Origin of the sequence: Streptomyces koelreuteriae (assembly GCF_018604545.1) — a bacterium.
Classification (GTDB): Bacteria; Actinomycetota; Actinomycetes; order Streptomycetales; family Streptomycetaceae; genus Streptomyces; species Streptomyces koelreuteriae.
In genome coordinates this window covers 5629940-5649615 of the sequence record NZ_CP075896.1, presented here as the reverse complement: position 1 = coordinate 5649615, position 19676 = coordinate 5629940, and the positions used below count along the sequence as shown (strand labels likewise).

Below are 19676 nucleotides of genomic sequence, written 5' to 3'. Positions count from 1 at the left end.
TCGGTCCCTCACCAGGAAATCTACGGGACGGCGAGACCCGGCGCGGCGCCGGTCCACGCTACGGACGGTGCCGCCCGCGTCACGGACGACGGCCGCGTAGGAGTTCCGTCCCGGCCGAAGACAGGAACGCGATCTTCCGCTACGGTCCGACGTCACAGCGGGCCGACAGGCTCCCTACGCTCCGGCGACACGCGCGTGTCGTCAGGAGGTCGCCGCGCGTTAACCCGTACGGCCGACCTGCGCCGACACCCGACGCTCCTGGAGTGACCGCAGTGCCCGTACCTCTCCCCCGTCCACCGGTCCTGCTGAAGGGGCTGGTCACCCTCGTCCTGGCCGCCGCGTTCGCCGCACAGGCGGTCGCGGCGCTGCTGCCCCACGTACCGCTGCTGCTCGCCGCGACCGCCGTCTCCCTGGCCACCGAGGGCGCCCTGCTGCGGTGGCAGCGCGGGGTGCTGTCGCTGTTCGCCAAGTCGCACGCGGACATCACCGTGCGGCACGTCCTGCGCGATCTGCTGCTGGTCGTGGGCCTGCTGCGGCTCGGCGAACAGGACCGGGAGACGGTGTACGTCCCGCTGGTGGCCGGGCTGCTCGCCTTCTACGTACTGCACTGCGCGATCCAGGCGGTCTCCGTCCTGGTGCGCCGGACCCGCACCCTGCCGGTGGTGACCCGGAACATCGACGCCTCGGCGCTGCGGCTGTCCCCGGCCCCGGCCCTGCTGCTGCGCCGCCCCGGCCACCGGCTGCTGGTGTTCGGCCTGCCCGCGACGGCCGGGCTGCTGGCCGCCGCCCCGGGCGACGAGCCGGTGTACGCGGCGGTCGGCATCGCGCTCTCCCTCCTCCTCGCGCTGACCGGCCTCGGCGCGCTGCTGCTGCGGCTGCTGCCGGGCCGCCGCCCGGCCGGCGAGCAGGAGGTGCTCGACTGGTTCGACGCGTGGCTGGCCGCGTACCGGCCCACCGTCGGTCTGTACTTCTCCGGCGGCGCCGCCTCGGCCTATCAGGCGAACATGTGGCTGGAGCCCCTCGCGCGGGGGGACGGCAGGCCGGTCATCGTGCTGCGCGAGCGGTTCATGACGCAGAAGATCGCGGCGACGGACATCCCGATCGTGTGCCTGCCGAAGGTGTCGACGCTGATGCGGCTGGAGCACTCCACGCTGCAGGTCCTCGTCCACCCGTCGAACTCCGGCAAGACCTCCCAGGTGCTGCGCATCCCCACGATCAAGCACACCTTCGTCAACCACGGCGAGAGCGACAAGCTGTCCTCGTGCAACCCGTACGCGAAGGCCTACGACGAGGTGTGGGTGGCCGGGCCCGCCGCGCGCGAGCGGTACGCGCTGGCCGAGGTGGGCGTCGAGGACAAGGACGTGGTGGAGACCGGCCGCCCGCAACTGGACGCCGTACGGCCGTACGCGGGCCCGCCGGCCGGCGCCTGGACGACCGTCCTGTACGCGCCGACCTGGGAGGGCTGGGACGGCAACCCCGGCAACACCTCGGTGATCGCGGCCGGCGAGAACCTGGTGCGGGCGCTGCTCGCCGACCCGGGCGTGCGGCTGCTGTACAAGCCGCATCCGCTGACGGGGTCGGTGGACCCGCGCGCGGGCGCGGCCGATCTGCGGATCCGGGAGCTGATCCGGGCGGCGAACCGGGAGCGGACGGGGCCACGCCCCTCGGGCGACGCCGGACTCGACCGTCTCACGCGGGAGCTGGACCGCCTCACCACGACCGACTTCCGCGCGGGGGCCGACACGGTGGAGCGCATGCGGGTGCAGTCGGCGCCGGAGCCGGGCCGGGCCGAGGCGGTGGCGCGGGCGACGGCGGCCTGGGAGGAGGCGTACTGGGCCTCGCTGCCGGAGGGCGAGCACCAGATCATCACGGACGTCCGGCCCGCGCTGTACTCCTGCTTCGACGTGGCCGACCTGCTGGTCAGCGATGTGTCGAGCGTGATCAGCGACTTCCTGGCGAGCGAGAAGCCGTACGCGGTGGCGAACACCAGCGGGCTGAGCGAGGACGCGTTCCGTACGGCGTTCCCGACGGTGGTGGCGGCGACGGTGCTGTCGCCGGACGCGGGCGGGGTGCCGGCCCTGCTGGAGGCGGTCCGGCACCCGGAGAAGGACGAACTGGGCGAGGCACGGGCCGCGTTGAAGCTGCGGCTGCTGGGCCCGGCCGAGCCGTCGTCGCAGGAGCGGTTCGACACGGCCGTGCGGGAGCTGTGCGGCAGGGCCCTGGAACACCGGGAACGGGTGGCGGAGCGGCTGACGGCGGAACTGCCCGGCCAGCGCACGGAGACGACGCTCCCGGCCGCACCGCGCTGAGCGGCCGGTACGGATGCGGGACGAACGCGGGGGCCGGGCGAAAGCCGGCCCCCGCGCCCGTGTTCACGCCGCCGACCGCACCTCACGCGGCGTCAGCACCCGCCGCGCCTTGCGCACCGCCCGGCGTACGAACGTGTGGGCGCCGCCCTCGCGGTAGCCCGGGAAGGCCCGGGCCTCGCGCGGCTCGGCGAGGTACACCGAGTCGGGGATGCCGGCGTCGCGGTCGCGGAAGTGCGGGTAGGCCAGGTAGACGCGGCGGCCCTTGCGCTCCAGGAGCGCCGCCGCCTGCTTCTTGGCCTTGACGAACTTCACGACCTCGACGAGCAGCTCGGGCCGCTGCTCGGCGACCAGATGCAGCCGCAGCCGCTCGTGGACCCTGAGGCGCTGGGCGGCTCCCTCGGTCCAGTGGGCGTCCAGCAGAGGCTTGGCCAGCTCGAACTTGTGCCGACGGATCTCCTCGCTGTCCGTGAGGTACTTGGGCCCGAACTGCGGCAGCAGCGTGACGAGTAACGGCCGCAGCATGAGCTGGTCGCGCCGGCCACCCGCGGGGACATGCTCGGCGATGAGGTTCATCAAGGCCCGCGCGGAGTCGAACCGCAGCGCGTAACTGCCGCTCTTGGTCACGTGCTTGCCGTCGTCGCGGCCGACCAGGTAGTAGCAGGTGTGGTCGGCGACCACGGAGACGCCGTCCGCCCGCAGATACGCCTCCATGGTGAACAGCGCGTCCTCGCCGGTGAACAGCGACTCGTCGAACCGCATGCCGTGCCGGTCCAGCAGCTCGCGGCGGAACAGCTTCTGCGCGCTGAGCGTGAACTTGATGTTGGAGGAGAAGACGTCGGTCCGCTCCACCGTCTTGCCCCACATGGACTTCGGCGCGGAGCGGTTGACGCCCTCGACCTTGCCGAGGACGACGTCCGTGCCCGCCCGGTCGGCCATGGCGACCATCCGCTCCAGGGCCTCGGGGCCGAGCCGGTCGTCGGCGTCGAGGAAGAAGACATAGCGCCCGGTCGCCTTGCCCAGGCCGACGTTGCGCGGGCCGCTGGGGCCGCCGGAGTTCTCCTGACGGATCACCAGGACGTTCATGGGTGCGCGCGCGGCGAACTCCTCCAGGTACTCCCCCGTGCCGTCCGTCGATCCGTCGTCCACCGCGATGACCTCGACGCGCGTCGGATCGATGGTCTGTGCCTCGACGGACGAGAGGCACTCGATCAGATACGGCATCGCTTCGTACGCCCCGATGATCACACTCACATCAGGCTGCGCAACGGTCACGTTTCCCCCTAGTCAATGGGATATTCCCCCCGTATCGCCTCATTCGCTACTTGGTAGACGGGTGATCAGGGCAAGCGGTTGCCTCGCACGCACGTGTTAGTGGGACAGGTCACACGATGAATCGACAGGCGGCGGGCACGCGAAAGGGCTCGGTCCCCGAGGAAGGTCTTCCTCGGGGACCGAGCCCTTGATCAGCCGGTGGGTCAGCCCGCGCCGACACCGTCCGTGTCACCGGCCGCGGCCGCCCGCTGCCCGGGCACGGCGTTCGCCAGCTCGGCGTCGGCCTCGGGGTCGACCTCGGCATCGGCCAGGGCGGCCGCCACCCGTGACTCCTGGCCGACGTTGCGCGTCTCGGCCTTGAGGGCGAGGTCCGCGACGGCGGTGTTGAACTGGACGAGCGAGGTCGGCTCGTCCGGGCCCAGCAGGTACTGCTTGAGCTCCTTGCGGTCCTCGGCCAGCGGATCGGCGGCCCGGTCGCGGACAGCGGCGAGCAGCTCGGGCAGCTCGGCCGCGCTGTTGGACAGGATCACCGCGGCGCGCACCGCCGTGTTGTTCCGCTTGAACTCCTCGACGCCCACCTCGGCGGAGTCGGTGACCGCGTACGGCTTGCCGCTCGCGATGAAGTCGGAGACCACGCTGGAGATGTCGGAAACCATCGCGTCGGAGACGTTGAAGCAGTCGTACAGCCGCGGGTCGGCGCCGGTGATGACGCGGTGCTCCCAGGCGGGGAAGGAACGCCAGTAGGCGTCGTTCCACTCGCGGCGCAGCCGGGCGACCTCCTCGTGCCGGGCGATGTCGACCTGCCCGTCACGGGTGGCCTCGGCCTCGTCGCGGCGCTCGCCGCCGGAGCCGGACAGCTGCGCGAGCCGGGCCTCGATACGGGCCAGCTCGGCCTTGGCGTCGGCCTGGACGGCCGTGTCGGCGGCGAAGCGCGTGTCGAGGGCGCGCTCGGCGGCGGCCTTGCGCACCAGGGCGGTGATGCGCTGGTGGGCGGCGCCGGCCTCCTTGCTCACGTTGCCGGTGAACGGGTGCGGCTTGTACAGGACGCGGACCGGCGGGTCGGCCTGCACGAGCTGCCGCACGATGTTCTCGCCGGCCAGGACGACCGAGGTGTTGCCCGGGTTGCCGTCCCAGCCCTCCCAGGTGGGGGCGTAGAGCACGGTCGGGATGCGGCCGTCGGGCACGCCCTGCCAGGTCTGGATCGGGGCGAGCTGGGGGCGGCCGACCTCGACGATGTCGTCGTCGCGGACACCGACGTCGGCGATGGCGTAGCGGTCGCGGCCCGCGCGGCCGGCCGTCCACACCTCGTCGTAGACCTTGCTGTACGGGTTGACGCTGGCGAGCTTGTCGCTGTCGCCGTGGCCGATGAAGACGTGCTTGATCGTGGGCACGCGCAGCATGTGGATGTTCTTGCCGACGTTGGCCGCGTAGAGCGCGACCCGCACCGTGGACAGGTCCATGTTCATCAGGTGCACCCCTCCGGGCACGCAGACGACCGGGACCGTGGTGGGCGCCAGATTGTTCAGGATGGCCCGCTCACGCAGGATGATCAGCGGCTTGGAGTCCAGGTTCTCCATGGTGTCCAGCCACATGTTGACCTGGTAGGCGGAGTCCTTCGAACCGGAGAAGTACAGGACCGTCTCCGGCTGGTACTCGCCCAGCCAGTCGTCGACGGCGGCCAGGACCGTGTCGGCCTTCGGCGGGATCTTCCGGCCGCGCACGAACGGCACGAGCGCCAGCACGTACAGCACGCCGAGGGCGACCGTGATGCCGATGCCGACGAAGCCGACGAGAGCGGACTTCACCTGCGCGGCGAGCAGGATGCCGGCGACCGCGAAGAGGTCGATGTGCAGCATCTTCTCGGCGGAGCGGTGCAGCAGCTTGCGCGGCGGGGCGTCCGGGATGCGGATGCGCGACTTCAGGTCGACGTTGCGGGTGGCGACCGGCATACGGCGGCGGTTGCGGATCAGCTGCACCAGCGCGCCGTGCGGGGCCTGCAGACCGTAGAAGGCGATGAAGCAGGCGATCGCCCCGTAGTAGATCAGGTTGTCCGCGAGGGACAGCCGGGCCAGCAGCAGGACGAGGAGGAGCTGCCGGATCAGGAAGCGGATCGACAGGCCCGCCCGCACCTTGCTGAGGCGGTTGATCAGATAGCTGCTCTTGCGGTGCAGATAGTGGTCCGCCAGGTACGTCACGGCGGCCGCTGCCGCGAAGGCGGGAACGCTCGGGACGAGCGCGGCCAGCATGAGGGCGGGGTAGCCCGCCATCATGAGGACCGCCGCGGCCAGCTGGGCCGCACTGCCCACCCGGGCGACGCGAATAGCGGTGGATATCACGGAGAAACCTGCTCTTGGGAGGGGTGTGCCGGTCTGGTTCGGAATTGCGGCTGGTCTGTGAATATTCGCGGGACGGTATGGATTCAGGCCCCTGCGAACTCTCCTGTCGACGAACGTCGTGAACAGGAGACCGCAGAGGCCTGAATTACCGGGGTCTATTTGGCGGCAATTATTACACGCCGTCCTGCCGGTCCAGAACCGTGGCGAGCGCCTGCTCGAAGCCGGACGCCCGGGCCGCGCCGGCCGTCGGGTCCTGCTGGCGGACGTCGATGACGTGGCCGGTCAGCTCGGACAGCAGCACGTCGAGCGAGGTGCGGGCCACGGCCTCGGACGACAGCAGGGAACCCGAGGGCTCCTGGCCGAAGGCCTTGGTGCGCATGGGGGTGGCGGTGCGCTCGGGGTTGATGCAGTTGACGCGGACACCATCGCCGGCCCACTCGTCGGACAGGGCCTGGGTGAGGTTCACCATGGCGGCCTTGGTCGAGGAGTACAGGCTGTACTCGGCGCGGCCGCGGGTGTAGCTGCTGGAGGTGTACAGCAGCAGCTGGCCCTTGGTCTCGGACAGGTACTTGTACGAGGAGCGGGCGATCTGGACCGGGGCCAGGTAGTTGACCTTCAGCGCCTCCTCGATGGTGGCGTTGTCGGTCTCGGCGAGCTTGCCTATGCGCAGCACGCCCGCGGTGTTCACCACGTAGTCGATGCGGCCGGTCTCGGCGTACGCCTTGGACAGCGCGTCGTCGACCTCCTCCGGGTTCTCCACGTGGGTGCCGGTGGTGGAGCGGCCGAGCGCGTAGACCTTGGCGCCGTAGGACTCGGCGAGCTCGCCGATGTCCTTGCCGATGCCGTAGGAGCCGCCGAAGACGACCATGGTCTTGCCGGTGAGGAGCTCGCGGTAGGCCTCCTCGGAGACCTGCTCCGGCGCGGCGGTCGAGGCGAGCTGGAAGAGCTTGTCGGCGATGAAGACGTCGACGGGCTGCGTGACCTTCATGTTGTACTCGTCACCCGCGACGACGTGGATCGGCACGTCCGGCAGGTACTTGAGCACGACGGAGCAGTCGTCGGTGGCCTGGAAGTTGGGGTCGTTCGAGGCGACCTCGTAGGCACGCTTGATCGTGGACAGCTTGAAGGCCTGCGGGGTCTGGCCGCGGCGCAGCCGGGAGCGGTCCGGGATCTCGGTGATGAACTCGCCGTCCTCGCCGTGCGTGCGCGTGACGATGATGGTGTCCGCGGACGGGATGGCCACGTCGACGGCCTGGAAGCGCTCCAGCGCGACGACGCAGTCGTCGATGACGCGCTGCGACAGCAGGGGGCGCACGGCGTCGTGGAAGAGGACGTTGGCGTCCTCGCCCTCGGCCAGGCCCTCACCGAGGGCGGCGATGGCGCGCTCGGTGGTCTCGTTCCGCGTGGAGCCGCCCTCGATGACCTTCGAGACCTTCTTGAATCCGGCCTTGGCCACGATCTTCTCGACGTCGGGCACGTAGCCCTGCGCCATCAGCACGATGACGTCGTCGATCGAGTCGGCGTTCTCGAAGGTGGTCAGCGTGTGCTCGATGACTGCCTTGCCGGCGATCTTCAGCAGCTGCTTGGGGATCGACAGACCAACGCGCTGACCGGTACCACCAGCCAGGATCACTGCGGTGGTACGGGGCTTGGCTATGTGCTGGGACACAGGTGACCTACCTCGGGGCGACAGGGAACTTGGAAATGGTCCCACTTGTGGTTACCGCAGTGCAAGGTGAGCGACCTTCGCCACATATGTGCGCGCAACCTGTCATTCACCTGGGAGTGCCGGTGATTGGTGAGACGACTCCGTGAAGACCCTCGAAATGCGCTGTGAGTAACTCCACAGGAGCACAGCGGCGTCAGAGCCGCGTGAGACCGCGGCGACAGGAGGGCCTTCACCAGTTCCTTGAGCGATGTCGGGGACGATGTCTGGTGCACGGTACGCGTCTTGGCGGCGGCGCGTCGCACCCGAGGGCCGTGTCAGTCGTCACGGGCCGGTCTTCACCTTCCCGGGCACGGGGCGGCACGCGTTCTTCATAAGCGTCGGCGCATCGTCGCGGACAAGTCGAATACCGCTCGTTCAGCCGCCCATTGCCGCGGAATTATCGGTAAAGATTGCGCAGCATTTCGATCTCGGTCGGGGTAAGGGAAGAGACGGAAGAGCCCGGGACTCCGATGAGTCCCGGGCTCCCGTCCGGCTCCCTGCTCAAAAGGCCGTCAGACCACCTCGACGCCCGGCCGGCCCGCCTCGACCCGCAGCTTCGCCAGCGTGCTCGGCACCGAGGTCGGCTGCCGCACGGTGTCGACCACCCTCACCTGCGCGTCGATGCCGTCGCGGTCGATGTCGAAGAGGTGGTAGCCGCGGTGGGCGTCGAGCAGCTTCCAGTGCGGGTTGTCGGGGCGGCGCGGGTCCCACTCCCTGCGGAACGCCTCCTGGTCCTGGTCGCCGTTGCTGGAGATGGACGTGCCGACGAACTCGGCGCCGACGACCGCGGAGTCCGGGTCGGCGTAGTCCTCCTTGAGGTCGCTGATCATCGTCAGATGCCGGTCCCCGGAGAGCACCACGGGGTTGCGGACCTGCTTGAACTCCTGGGAGAACTGGTTGCGTTCGGCCTGGTAGCCGTCCCAGGCGTCGTAGAACCAGAGCTTGCCCTCGCCGACCTTGAGGTCCGTCTCGGCCATCATGATCTGGGAGGCGATCAGGTTCCAGCGGGCGGGCGAGTCCTTGAGCCCGTCGAGCAGCCACCGCTTCTGCTGCGCGCCCAGCATGGTCAGCGACGGGTCCTGGGCGCCGGCCTGGCTGGTGGCCTGGTCGCTGCGGTACTGCCGGGTGTCCAGGACGTTGAGCCGGGCGAGGCGGCCGAACTCCAGGCGGCGGTGCATCCGGATGTGCGGCCCGTCGGGGACGGCGGTGGCGCGGACCGGCATGTGCTCGTAGAAGGCCTGGTAGGCCGCGGTCAGCCGGGCCACGAACGCGTCGTGCGGCTGTTTGTCGGGGTCCTGCGGGATCTCGCCCGCGAAGTCGTTGTCCACCTCGTGGTCGTCGAAGCTCACCACGAAGGGCGCGCCCGCGTGCATCGCCGCGAGGTCCGGGTCGGTGCGGTACTGCGCGTACCGGTTGCGGTACTGGACGAGGCTGAACGGCTCACCGGTGCCCTCGTGCCGCCGCAGGGCCGTCGCCGAGGGCGTGGACTCGTAGATGTAGTCGCCGACGAAGACCACGATGTCGGGGTCCTGATCGAGCATGTCTGCGTATGGCGTGAAATAGCCGTGCTGCCAGTTCTGGCAGGACGCGAGAGCCATGCGCAGGGAGCCACCGGAGCTGTGCGGGTGGGGCGCGGTGCGGGTGCGGCCGACGGGTGAGAGCTGCCCGCTGGTGCGGAAGCGGTACCAGTACCTGCGGTCCGCGCGCAGCCCGCGTACGTCCACGTGAACGCTGTGCCCGTACTCGGGCCGGGCCTGGGCGGTGCCCCGGCGGACGAGCTTTCTGAACCGGTGGTCCTCCGCAAGCTGCCACTCCACCGGCACCACCCGGTCGGGCATGCCCCCGCCGTTCAGCGGGTCGGGGGCGAGCCTGGTCCACAGCACTATGCCGTCAGGCAGCGGGTCACCTGAGGAGACGCCGAGGCTGAACACACCGTCGGGGAGCGGCGTCTCGGCCGCGCGGGCGGCGGCCGGGAGCCACAGCTGGGCGGAGGCGGCGGCGCCGAGCACCGCGGCGCCGGCGGTCAGAAAGCGGCGTCGGTCGGGCGATCCTGCTGTCATCGGCTGACTCCCTTACCTCGCTGGCCACATGGACTCTGGGAAGCTTCACGCTCGCGGGCGACCCGCCCGCTGAACGCCGGGGTTCACGTACATGACAACTAAGCAGACAAAAAGAGACCCGCCGCCAGCACCGGAACAAGCCGTTGCCGCAGCGGGTCTGACGGATGATCAGTCGGCGAAGAGCGTACCGAGCCGAGCGTCCGTGGGGGTGGTGCCGAGGAGCGTGTTGCCGAAGGTCGTGGTGCCGTTCGGGCTCACGACGGTCTTCGGGCCGGACCTGAAGTACCAGACGGACCCGGCCTTGGCGTTCTCCCCCGCCGCGCCGGCGGCCAGGTCGGCCAGGCCGTCGTGGTTCGCGTCGGCGAGGTGCACGGCCGAGCCGAAGGCGTCGCCCTTCTCGGCGGCGCCCGGCACGTTGGGCGTGTTCTGCGTGACCACCTGGGCGCCGGTGCCGGTGAGCCCCTTCGCGCTGCCGCGCAGCACGACGACCGCGCCCGCGTCGGCCAGGCCGTCCAGGTCCTCACCGGGCAGCCCGGTCGCCACGTCCGGGTAGCCGTCGCCGTTGACGTCGGCGACGCGGACGTCGGTCCCGAAGCCGTCGCCCGCCTCGGCGGCGCCCGGCACCCCGGGGCTGTCCTGGTTGAGGTGCGCGGCCCTGGTGCCGTCCGGTCCGTTCGGGGTGCCCGGGATCCAGGTGACCCGGCCGCCCTTGACGGCGGGGTTGTCGAGGTCGCTGTCGTACCCGGTGACGGCCCGGCCCACCACGATGTCGTCGACGCCGTCCTGGTCGATGTCCCCGACGTCGAGGTTCTCGCCGCCCTGGAGCCGGTGGCCGTCGGCGCCTTCCACGGTGAGGTACGGCTTCAGTCCCTGCCGGGAGCCCGGCCAGTACACGACCCGGCGGGCGTCCCACTCGTCGCCGTCGTTCTGGGTGGCGGCGATGTCGGTGACACCGTCGCCGTTGACGTCGCCGGTGGCCAGGTCGAGGACGCGGGTGTCGAACTCGTCCTTCAGGATCTGATCCTCACGGGCCGTGGCGCCGTCCCGGGTGAACGGGCCGCTCACCACGCGCAGATAGAACTGGTTCTCCACGGTCACCAGGTCCGCGGCACCGTCGCCGTCGACGTCCCCGACGGTCAGACGGCCCCGGCTGCCGAGGCTGTCGTACTCCTTGCCGGTGGCCACCACGGCGCTGCCGGACAACCCCTTCGGGCCGCCCCACAGGACCTCGACCAGGCCGGATTCGGCGCCGCCGTCGGCCGTGTCCTCGCCGCCCACACCGACGACCAGGTCCGCGTACCCGTCGCGGTCGAGGTCGGCGGTGCCGAGCGCGCTGCCGAAGGCGTCGTCCTTCTCGGCGTCGCCGGGCACACCGGCCGAGTTCTGGCTGAAGACCTGCCGGTTCGTCGTGGACAGCCCGTTCGCCGTGCCGTAGAGCACGGCGACATAACCGGCGCCCTTCTTACCGGCGACGGTCGCGGACGGGGCGGCCGTGGCGAGGTCGGCGTAGCCGTCGCCGTTGAAGTCGTCACGCGGACGCTCGGCGTTCGGCGTGGCGCTCGGGGGCGCGGCGTGGGCGGCGGGGACCGCGAGGGCGCCCGTGAGGAGGACGAGGCCGGTGGCGATGGCGAGCCGGCCGCGGCGGGAGCGGAAGCGCGCGCTCATCGGGTGAAGCCCGAGCCGAGGGCGGAGCCGTTCGCGCCCGTGCCGAGGGTGCCCGCGCCGAAGCTGACCGAACCGGTGGCGGTGGGGGCGTTGACGGTGTTCGGGAACGCCCAGACTCCGCCGTCCCGGTTCTCACCGGTCGCACCGGCGAACAGCTCGGCCCGGCCGTCGCCGTTGACGTCGAGGAGCTTGGTCTCGGCGCCGAAGAAGTCGTTCTGCTCCGCCTCGCCCGGGACGTTCTTGGTGTTCTGGCTCATGCTGAAGGCGCCGTTGCCGCTCAGCCCGGACTTGCCGCCGCGCAGGACGGTGACCTGGCCGGCCGCGTAAACGTCTCCGATGGCCTCGCTCGCGCTGCCGGTGGAGACGTCCGCGTAGCCGTCGGCGTTGATGTCACCGACGGAGATGCCCCCGCCGAAGCCGTCGGCCCACTCCGCGTCGCCCGGCACACCAGGGGTGTTCTGCGTGATGACCGTCGTACGGGAGGTGTCGGGGCCGTCGGCCGAGCCGTGCACCACGCCGATCTGGCCGCCCTTCAGCAGCGGGTCGTCCAGGTCGGTTTCGCCGAAGCCGTCGTTCGAACGGCCGATCACGAGGTCGGCGAACCCGTCCTTGTCCACGTCACCGATGCCGAGGTGCTCGCCGCCGCGCATGCGTGTGCCGTCGGGGTTCTTCAGCTCGACGGGCTTGCTCAGGCCGTCCGGTGTGCCGCGCAGGTAGACCGCGCGACGGTGCCTGTAGTCGGGGTCGTGCATGTCGTCGTCGCTGACGTCGTGGATGAGCGCGACCAGATCGGTGACACCGTCGTGGTCGACGTCGCCGGTGGCCACGTCGTCCGTGACGTACGCGGGCTCCAGGGCGAGGGTGCGGCTGCTCGCGGCGCCGCCGGTGCGGTCGAAGGGCCCGGACAGCAGGCGGTTGCCGGTGGCGAGGTCCAGGTGGCCGTCGTTGTCGAAGTCTCCGAGCGCCGGGGTCTTGGAGTCGACCCGGTCCTCCTCGGTGCCGGTGGCGACGGCCGTGCCGCCGGACAGGCCCTGCTTCCCGCCCCACAGCACGGCGAGTGTGCCGGCGGCCGTGACGTCCCCGACGTCCTCGCTCGGGGCCCCCACGACCAGGTCGGCGTAACCGTCGCCGTCGAGGTCACCGGCGGCGATGCCCTCGCCGTAGTAGTCGTCGGTCTCCGCCGCACCCGGTATGCCCGGGGAGTTCTGGCTGATGACCTGCTTGTGGCCGAGGTCGAGTCCCTTGGCCGAGCCGTACACGACGGCCACGTATCCGGCCCGGGCCTTCCCGTCGACCTTGCCGTACGAGTCGGCGACAGCCAGGTCCTGATAGCCGTCGCCGTTGAAGTCGTCGTGGAGCTTCGAAGCGGCGGCGGGGGCGGCGTCCGCGGCCGGGACGGCATGAGCGGCCACCGGGGCGGTGACGGCGGCGGCGACGGCGATCGCCGCCGCGACTCCGATGCCTCGGCCGATCCTGCGCTTGCTCGTGGACTGGGGCACGTACGTCAACTCCGTTGATCGCATGGGCAGTTACTGCACGGCGAGAAACAAGATCCTCATCCGCTCTGCCCTGTACGACACATTGGAGAACGACTTGGTTGCACCAAAGTCGGTCGCGAATTTGCTCTTTGTTAACTCAGAACGGCTCGAAGTCGTCGAACTCCTGCTCCGCTTCGTCCCTCTCGGCCTGCCGGTCCCTACGGCGCTGCGCTGCCGGGCGCTCTCCCTCGAACCGGTGGTCCTCACCGCGCCGGCCGAGCATCTCCGCGCCGGCCGTCAGGGACGGCTCCCAGTCGAAGACGACCGCGTTGTCCTCGGGTCCGATGGCGACGCCGTCGCCGCCCCGGGCACCCGCCTTCACCAGCGACTCCTCGACACCGAGCCGGTTGAGCCGGTCCGCGAGGTATCCGACCGCCTCGTCGTTGTTGAAGTCGGTCTGCCGCACCCACCGCTCGGGCTTCTCACCGCGCACCCGGAACAGGCCGTCGGCCTCGCGGGTGACGGTGAAGCCCGTGTCGTCGACGGCCTTGGGCCGGATCACGATCCGGGTGGCCTCGTCCTTCGGCTTCGCGGCCCGGGCCGTGGCCACGAGCTCCGCGAGTGCGAACGACAGCTCCTTCAGCCCCAGGTGCGCCACGGCCGACACCTCGAACACGCGGTAGCCGCGCGCCTCCAGGTCGGGCCGCACCATTTCGGCCAGGTCCTTGCCGTCCGGTACGTCGGTCTTGTTCAGGACGACGATCCGCGGGCGCCTGTCCAGCCCGCCGTACTGCCGCAGCTCCTCCTCGATCATGTCGAGGTCGGAGGCCGGGTCGCGGTCGGACTCCAGCGTGGCGGTGTCCAGGACGTGCACGAGGACACTGCACCGCTCCACGTGCCGCAGGAACTCCAGGCCCAGGCCCTTGCCCTGACTGGCCCCGGGGATCAGCCCGGGCACGTCGGCGATCGTGTACACGGTCGAACCGGCCGTGACGACACCGAGGTTCGGCACGAGCGTGGTGAAGGGGTAGTCGGCGATCTTCGGCTTGGCGGCGCTGAGCACCGAGATCAGGGACGACTTGCCGGCGCTCGGATAGCCCACGAGCGCCACGTCGGCGACGGTCTTCAGCTCCAGGACGACGTCCCGCAGGTCCCCCGGCTCGCCGAGCAGCGCGAAGCCGGGCGCCTTGCGCCGGGCGGAGGCCAGCGCCGCGTTGCCGAGCCCTCCCCGGCCCCCCTGCGCGGCGACGAAGGACGTGCCCTGCCCGACCATGTCGGCGAGGACGTTGCCCGCCTTGTCCAGCACCACCGTGCCGTCCGGCACGGCCAGGACCAGGTCCTGCCCGTCCTTGCCGGAGCGGTTGCCGCCCTCGCCGGGCTTGCCGTTGGTGGCCTTGCGGTGCGGGGAGTGGTGGTAGTCGAGAAGCGTGGTGATCGACTGGTCGACGGTGAGGATCACGTCCCCGCCGCGACCGCCGTTGCCGCCGTCCGGCCCGCCCAGCGGCTTGAACTTCTCACGGTGGACGGAGGCACAGCCGTGGCCTCCGTTACCCGCGGCGACATGCAGCTCGACGCGGTCCACGAAGGTGGTCATGGGATGTGCCTCCAGTTACGTACGGGGTGTTCTCTGAGAACCAACACGCGAAAGGCGGACCCGCTTCCCGTGAGGGAAGTGAGGTCCGCCTCGCGAAAGATTCCGGTCAGGCGACCGGAACGATGTTCACGACCTTGCGGCCACGGTGGGTGCCGAACTGCACCGAACCGGCGGCCAGGGCGAACAGCGTGTCGTCGCCGCCACGGCCGACGCCGGTGCCCGGGTGGAAGTGGGTGCCACGCTGACGGACCAGGATCTCACCAGCGTTGACGACCTGACCGCCGAAGCGCTTCACGCCGAGCCGCTGGGCATTGGAGTCGCGACCGTTCCGAGTGGACGATGCGCCCTTCTTGTGTGCCATTTCTCCTCAGTCCCTTACTTCGCAGCCGCGGGGATCTCAGTGACCTTGATCGCCGTGTACTGCTGGCGGTGGCCCTGGCGACGGCGGTAACCGGTCTTGTTCTTGTAGCGCAGAATGTCGATCTTCTGGCCCTTGTGGTGGTCCACGACCTCGGCCTGGACCTTGATGCCGGCCAGCACCCACGGGTCGCTGGTCACGGAGTCGCCGTCGACAACGAGCAGGGTCGAGAGCTCGACCGTGTCGCCAACCTGGGCGGTGGAAATCTTGTCAACCTCAACGATGTCGCCGACAGCAACCTTGTGCTGGCGACCACCGCTGCGCACGATGGCGTACACGCGGAACTCTCTCTCGCTCGGGGAAACGGCACCCCCGCAGGCCAGCCGCCCGACTCAGCGAGCAGCCTCTCCTGGGCGCCCGGCGCCCGGAGGGTGAGGTTTACGGGGATGTGACGCGTCATTCGACACGCCGACGGTCAAGGTTACGGGGCCCCGGCCGAGGGGGTCAAACCGAGGCCGGTCCGCCCCCTGTGCGACCGGTCACGCCGGTCGCACAGGGACGGGATGTCAGCCCTCGTCGGTGGAGGCCGAGACGGAGGACGCGGACGACACCGTCTGCTCCGCCGCCACGGTCTTCTTCGACGCGGTCTTCTTCGCGGCGGTCTTGGTGGTCGCCGCCTTCTTGGCCGTCGTCTTCTTGGCCGCGGTCTTCTTCGCCGCGGTCTTCTTGGTGGTGGCCTTCTTCGCCGTGGTGGCCTTCTTGGCCGTCTTGCGGGCCGTCTTCTTGGCCGGAGCGGCCTCCTCGGCGGCCTCGGCGGGCGCCTCCGCGGCGGCCTCGGCGGCCGGGGCTCCGGCCTCCGACGCCTCCTCCGCTGCCGACGACACGACCACGACGGCCGCCTCCTCGGACGCGGTGGACGCGGTGGGCTTGCGCACGGCACGGCGGCGCGGACGGGCCGGGGCGGCGCTCTCGGCGGGCGCCTCGGCGGCCGGCTCGGGCTGCTCGGCCCGCTCCGGCGTCTCCGCGGCCTCCGGCGCGGCGGGTGCGGTCTCGGCGACCGTCACCACGGTCGCCTCGGCCCCCGCCGGGGAACCGGCCGGCGCGGACACCTTGCGCGTCGCCCGCCGACGGCCACGGCCCTTGGGCGCGGCCTCCTCGGCGGCCGGGGCCGCTTCGGCCGCGGCGGCCGGGGCCTCGACGACCGGGTCCTCGACGGCCATCGGCTCGGCGTGCGCCTCGGCGGCCGGCTCCGGCTGCACCGGACGGGCGACCTCCTCGGCGGCGGTCACGTCCTGCGCCGTCGGCACCTCGGCCTGCTCGGCCTTCCTGCCCTTCCTGGACTTCGGCTCCGCCGCCTCACCGCGCGGCGCACCCGCCGGTGCGGACGCCCGCCGGCTCGCCCGACGCCGCGTACGCCCACGCCCGGCCGCGGCCTCCGCCTCGGCGGCGCTGCTGTACAGCTCCTCGTCGGGCTCGAAGGACGGCTCCGGCAGGGCGATCGGCTCGGCGATCTCGGCACCGACCTCCGCCTCGGTCTCCGCCTCCTGCTCGGCGGTCTCGACGGCGGCCGCCTCGTGCGTGTGCGGCTGGTCGGCACCGGCACGCGCGCGCTTCTTGCGCTTGCCGCCGCCTCCGCCACCGGCGCCGGTCGGCTGCTCCATGTGCACGATGACACCGCGGCCGTTGCAGTGGACGCAGGTCTCGGAGAAGGACTCCAGCAGCCCCTGCCCGACCCGCTTGCGGGTCATCTGCACGAGCCCCAGCGAGGTCACCTCGGCCACCTGGTGCTTGGTCCGGTCCCGGCCCAGGCACTCCAGCAGACGTCGCAGCACCAGGTCCCGGTTGGACTCCAGCACCATGTCGATGAAGTCGATGACGATGATGCCGCCGAGGTCGCGCAGCCGCAGCTGGCGCACGATCTCCTCGGCCGCCTCCAGGTTGTTCCTGGTGACGGTCTCCTCGAGGTTGCCGCCCTGACCGGTGAACTTGCCGGTGTTGACGTCGACGACGACCATCGCCTCGGTCCGGTCGATCACCAGCGAGCCGCCGCTGGGCAGCCAGACCTTGCGGTCCAGGGCCTTGGCGAGCTGCTCGTCGATCCGGTACGTGGCGAAGACGTCGACCTCGGAGGTCCACTTCGACAGCCGCTCGGCCAGGTCGGGCGCGACATGCGAGACGTACCCGTGGATGGTCGACCAGGCCTCGTCACCGCTGACGACGACCTTGGAGAAGTCCTCGTTGAAGATGTCGCGGACGACCCGGACGGTCATGTCCGGCTCGCCGTACAGCAGCGTCGGGGCGTTGCCGCTCTTGGCCTTCTTCTGGATGTCCTCCCACTGCTGCTGCAGCCGCTCGACGTCCCGGCGCAGCTCGTCCTCGCTCGCGCCCTCGGCGGCGGTGCGCACGATGACGCCCGCGTCCTCGGGGACGATCTTCTTGAGGATGGTCTTCAGCCGGGCCCGCTCGGTGTCGGGCAGCTTGCGGCTGATGCCGGTCATGGAGCCCTCGGGCACGTAGACCAGGTAGCGGCCGGGGAGGGAGACCTGGCTGGTCAGACGCGCGCCCTTGTGCCCGATGGGGTCCTTCGTCACCTGGACGAGCACCGACTGGCCGGACTTCAGGGCGGACTCGATGCGGCGCGGCCCGTTGGCCATGCCCAGCGCCTCGAAGTTGACCTCACCGGCGTACAGCACCGCGTTGCGGCCCTTGCCGATGTCGATGAAGGCGGCCTCCATCGACGGCAGCACGTTCTGGACCTTGCCCAGGTAGACGTTGCCGACGTACGAGGTCGACTGCTCCTTGTTGACGTAGTGCTCGACGAGCACGTTGTCCTCGAGGACGCCGATCTGCGTACGGTCGCCGTGCTGGCGGACGACCATCACGCGCTCGACGGCCTCGCGCCGGGCCAGGAACTCGGCCTCGGTGATGATCGGGACGCGCCGGCGGCCCTGCTCGCGGCCTTCGCGGCGGCGCTGCTTCTTGGCCTCCAGACGGGTCGAGCCCTTGATGGACTGCACCTCGTCGGACGGCTCCGCCTTCGGCCTGGGCTCGCGGACCTTGACGACCGTGCGCTCCGGGTCGTCCTCGGAGGTCTCGGAGTCGGTGCCGCTGTCACCGGCGCGGCGACGGCGGCGACGGCGCCGACGGCTGCTGCTGGAGCCGCCTCCGCCGGACGACTCGTCACGGTCGGCGGCCTCGTCGGACTCATCGGACTCCTCGGCCGAGTCCTCGGCGTCCTGGGCGGCGGCGCCCTGCTCGGACTCGTCGTCCGAGGTGTCCTCGGAGTCGGCGGAGTCGCCACGCCTACGGCGGCGGCCGCCCCGGCGACGGCGGCGGCGCGAGCCGCTCCCCTCGGACTCCTCCTGCTCGTCGGAGTCGGCGGAGTCTTCGGCGTCCTCGGACTCGTCCTCGGCGCTCTGAGCGGCGGCGGCCTCGGCGGCCGGGGCCTCGGGCTCGTCGCCCGCACCCCGGCGGCGGCGCCGGCGGCGGGACCCGCCGGACTGCTCCTCCCGGGGAGCCTCGGCCGCGGCGGGCGCCTCGGTCTCCTCGGGCTCCTCGGTCACGGCAGCCTGGGCGGCGGCAGCGGCCGCGGCGCGCTCCGGCGTCTGGAACTGGGGCTCGGTGAACACGGGCGCCTGGAACACGGCGACGGCCGGACGGGCGGGGCGCGCGGCCGACTCGCTCTCGGCGGCAGCCGTGTCGGTGGCCGCGGCGGACTTCGAGGCCTTCGCGGACCTCGGGGACTGGGCGGGCTCGGCGAAACCGCCGGCGGCCCTGCGAGCGACGCGACGACGACGCCGCGGGGCGGCATCCTCGGCGGCCTCGGCGGCCTCAGCGGGTTCTGCGGCGGGGGTGGCTTCGGCGGGGGCCTCGGGCGCGGGCGCGGCCTCAGCGGCGGGGGCCTCGGCGGCGCGGGCGGCCTCTGCGGCGGGGTTCTCGGTCACGGGTGCCTTCGCCTCCTCGGCGTTGCCTTCCGGCGCCCCGGCGGGTGCGGACACCCGTCGCGAGGCACGGCGGCGGGTCCGGCGCGGAGCGGAGTCCTCGGCGGGCGCGGCTTCCTCGGAGACCTCGGTGGGCGCGGCGGCCTCGGCCACCGGCTCCGGGTCGCCGGACGTGGCCTGCGCCGTCTCGGACGTCTCCGCCGGAGCCGCAGCAGGCGAGGTCACCGTGCGCGTCGCACGACGCCGGGTACGCCGGGGAGCGGCGTCCTCGGACACCGCGGCCGACGCGGCGGGGGCCTCTGCCTGCTCCGACGCCTCGGAGCCGGCCGGAGCGGCGGTGGTCACCGGGACGACGGTCTCGGCGGCCTCCGTGGCCGTCGGAGCGCCGGCGGGCGCGGAGGCCCGGCGGACGGCGCGGCGCCGCTTGGCGGGGGCGGCGGGCGCGGCCTCTTCGGCGCTCTCTGCGCTCTCAGTGGCCTGCGCGGCCTCGGACGTCTCTTCCGCCTCGGCGACGACTTCCTCGTCGGCTTCCACGACCTCGGTCGCGAGCTCGTCGGGATCGGCGGCCGGTATGGCCGGCGCGACGGTCTCCACCGGGGCGTCGGAGGAGCCGCCGACGGGGGGACCCGCCGGGCGGGACGCGGCACGGCGCCGCCGGCGAGGCGGCAGGGTGTCGCTGGGGCTGTTCTGTTCGGAGCCCGTTGAGGACTCTGTGGGTTCGGTCGGTTCGAGCATGCGGGCTTTTCTCCCGTCAGGCTCCCGGGCGCCGCGCCTGGTCCGGCGATGCCGGTGACGTCCGCGGCTCGCGCTGTGCGCGTCGCCGCCGTCCGGGGCGCGGGCGCCGCACGGGAGCTCTCCGTGTCTTGTCTCGCCGGTTCCGTACGCCGAATGCGTACGGCCTGGCGAAAGTCTGCTGGTCGGTACGCTGCCCGACCCAGGTGGCTCCCGAGTCCGA

At 71.6% G+C, this 19676-nt stretch carries 11 protein-coding genes; 1 reads left to right on the top strand and 10 read right to left on the bottom strand.

What is annotated here, in order from left to right:
• Positions 1–272: 272 nt before the first annotated feature.
• Complete coding sequence (locus KJK29_RS25470) at positions 273–2309, top strand: hypothetical protein (protein ID WP_215121446.1); 2037 nt, start codon at positions 273–275, stop codon at positions 2307–2309.
• A gap of 63 nt (positions 2310–2372) precedes the next feature.
• Here KJK29_RS25470 and KJK29_RS25465 read toward each other — a convergent pair whose 3' ends face one another.
• From KJK29_RS25465 to KJK29_RS25420, 10 genes are all read right to left on the bottom strand, one after another.
• Entirely contained in the window at positions 2373–3581 is a 1209-nt protein-coding gene (locus KJK29_RS25465) for a glycosyltransferase family 2 protein (protein ID WP_215121445.1), read from the bottom strand.
• Between the two features lie 203 nt (positions 3582–3784).
• Complete coding sequence (locus KJK29_RS25460; protein WP_215124454.1) at positions 3785–5887, bottom strand: CDP-glycerol glycerophosphotransferase family protein; 2103 nt, start codon at positions 5885–5887, stop codon at positions 3785–3787.
• Positions 5888–6089: 202 nt separating this feature from the next.
• Complete coding sequence (locus tag KJK29_RS25455) at positions 6090–7586, bottom strand: bifunctional cytidylyltransferase/SDR family oxidoreductase (RefSeq protein ID WP_215121444.1); 1497 nt, start codon at positions 7584–7586, stop codon at positions 6090–6092.
• Between the two features lie 551 nt (positions 7587–8137).
• On the bottom strand, positions 8138–9685 hold the full coding sequence (locus KJK29_RS25450) for an alkaline phosphatase D family protein (RefSeq protein ID WP_215121443.1): 1548 nt from the start codon (positions 9683–9685) through the stop codon (positions 8138–8140).
• A gap of 168 nt (positions 9686–9853) precedes the next feature.
• The gene (locus KJK29_RS25445; RefSeq protein ID WP_215121442.1) at positions 9854–11350 is read right to left on the bottom strand and encodes an FG-GAP repeat protein; all 1497 of its coding nucleotides are present in this window, start codon (positions 11348–11350) and stop codon (positions 9854–9856) included.
• Positions 11347–12849, bottom strand: a complete 1503-nt coding sequence (locus KJK29_RS25440; RefSeq protein ID WP_215121441.1) for an FG-GAP-like repeat-containing protein — start codon at positions 12847–12849, stop codon at positions 11347–11349. The genes KJK29_RS25445 and KJK29_RS25440 overlap by 4 nt, the downstream gene beginning before the upstream one ends.
• A 136-nt stretch (positions 12850–12985) precedes the next feature.
• A complete protein-coding gene (gene obgE, locus KJK29_RS25435) occupies positions 12986–14422 on the bottom strand; it encodes a GTPase ObgE (RefSeq protein ID WP_215121440.1) in 1437 nt (478 codons plus the stop codon).
• A 106-nt stretch (positions 14423–14528) separates the two neighbouring features.
• Positions 14529–14783: a 50S ribosomal protein L27 gene (gene rpmA / locus KJK29_RS25430; RefSeq protein WP_215121439.1), complete on the bottom strand. Its 255-nt coding sequence runs from the start codon at positions 14781–14783 to the stop codon at positions 14529–14531.
• Positions 14784–14797: 14 nt separating this feature from the next.
• Positions 14798–15118, bottom strand: coding sequence for a 50S ribosomal protein L21 (gene rplU, locus KJK29_RS25425; RefSeq protein WP_010041937.1), 321 nt, complete (start codon positions 15116–15118; stop codon positions 14798–14800).
• A 228-nt stretch (positions 15119–15346) separates the two neighbouring features.
• Positions 15347–19456, bottom strand: a complete 4110-nt coding sequence (locus KJK29_RS25420) for an Rne/Rng family ribonuclease (protein WP_215121438.1) — start codon at positions 19454–19456, stop codon at positions 15347–15349.
• Positions 19457–19676 lie beyond the last annotated feature (220 nt).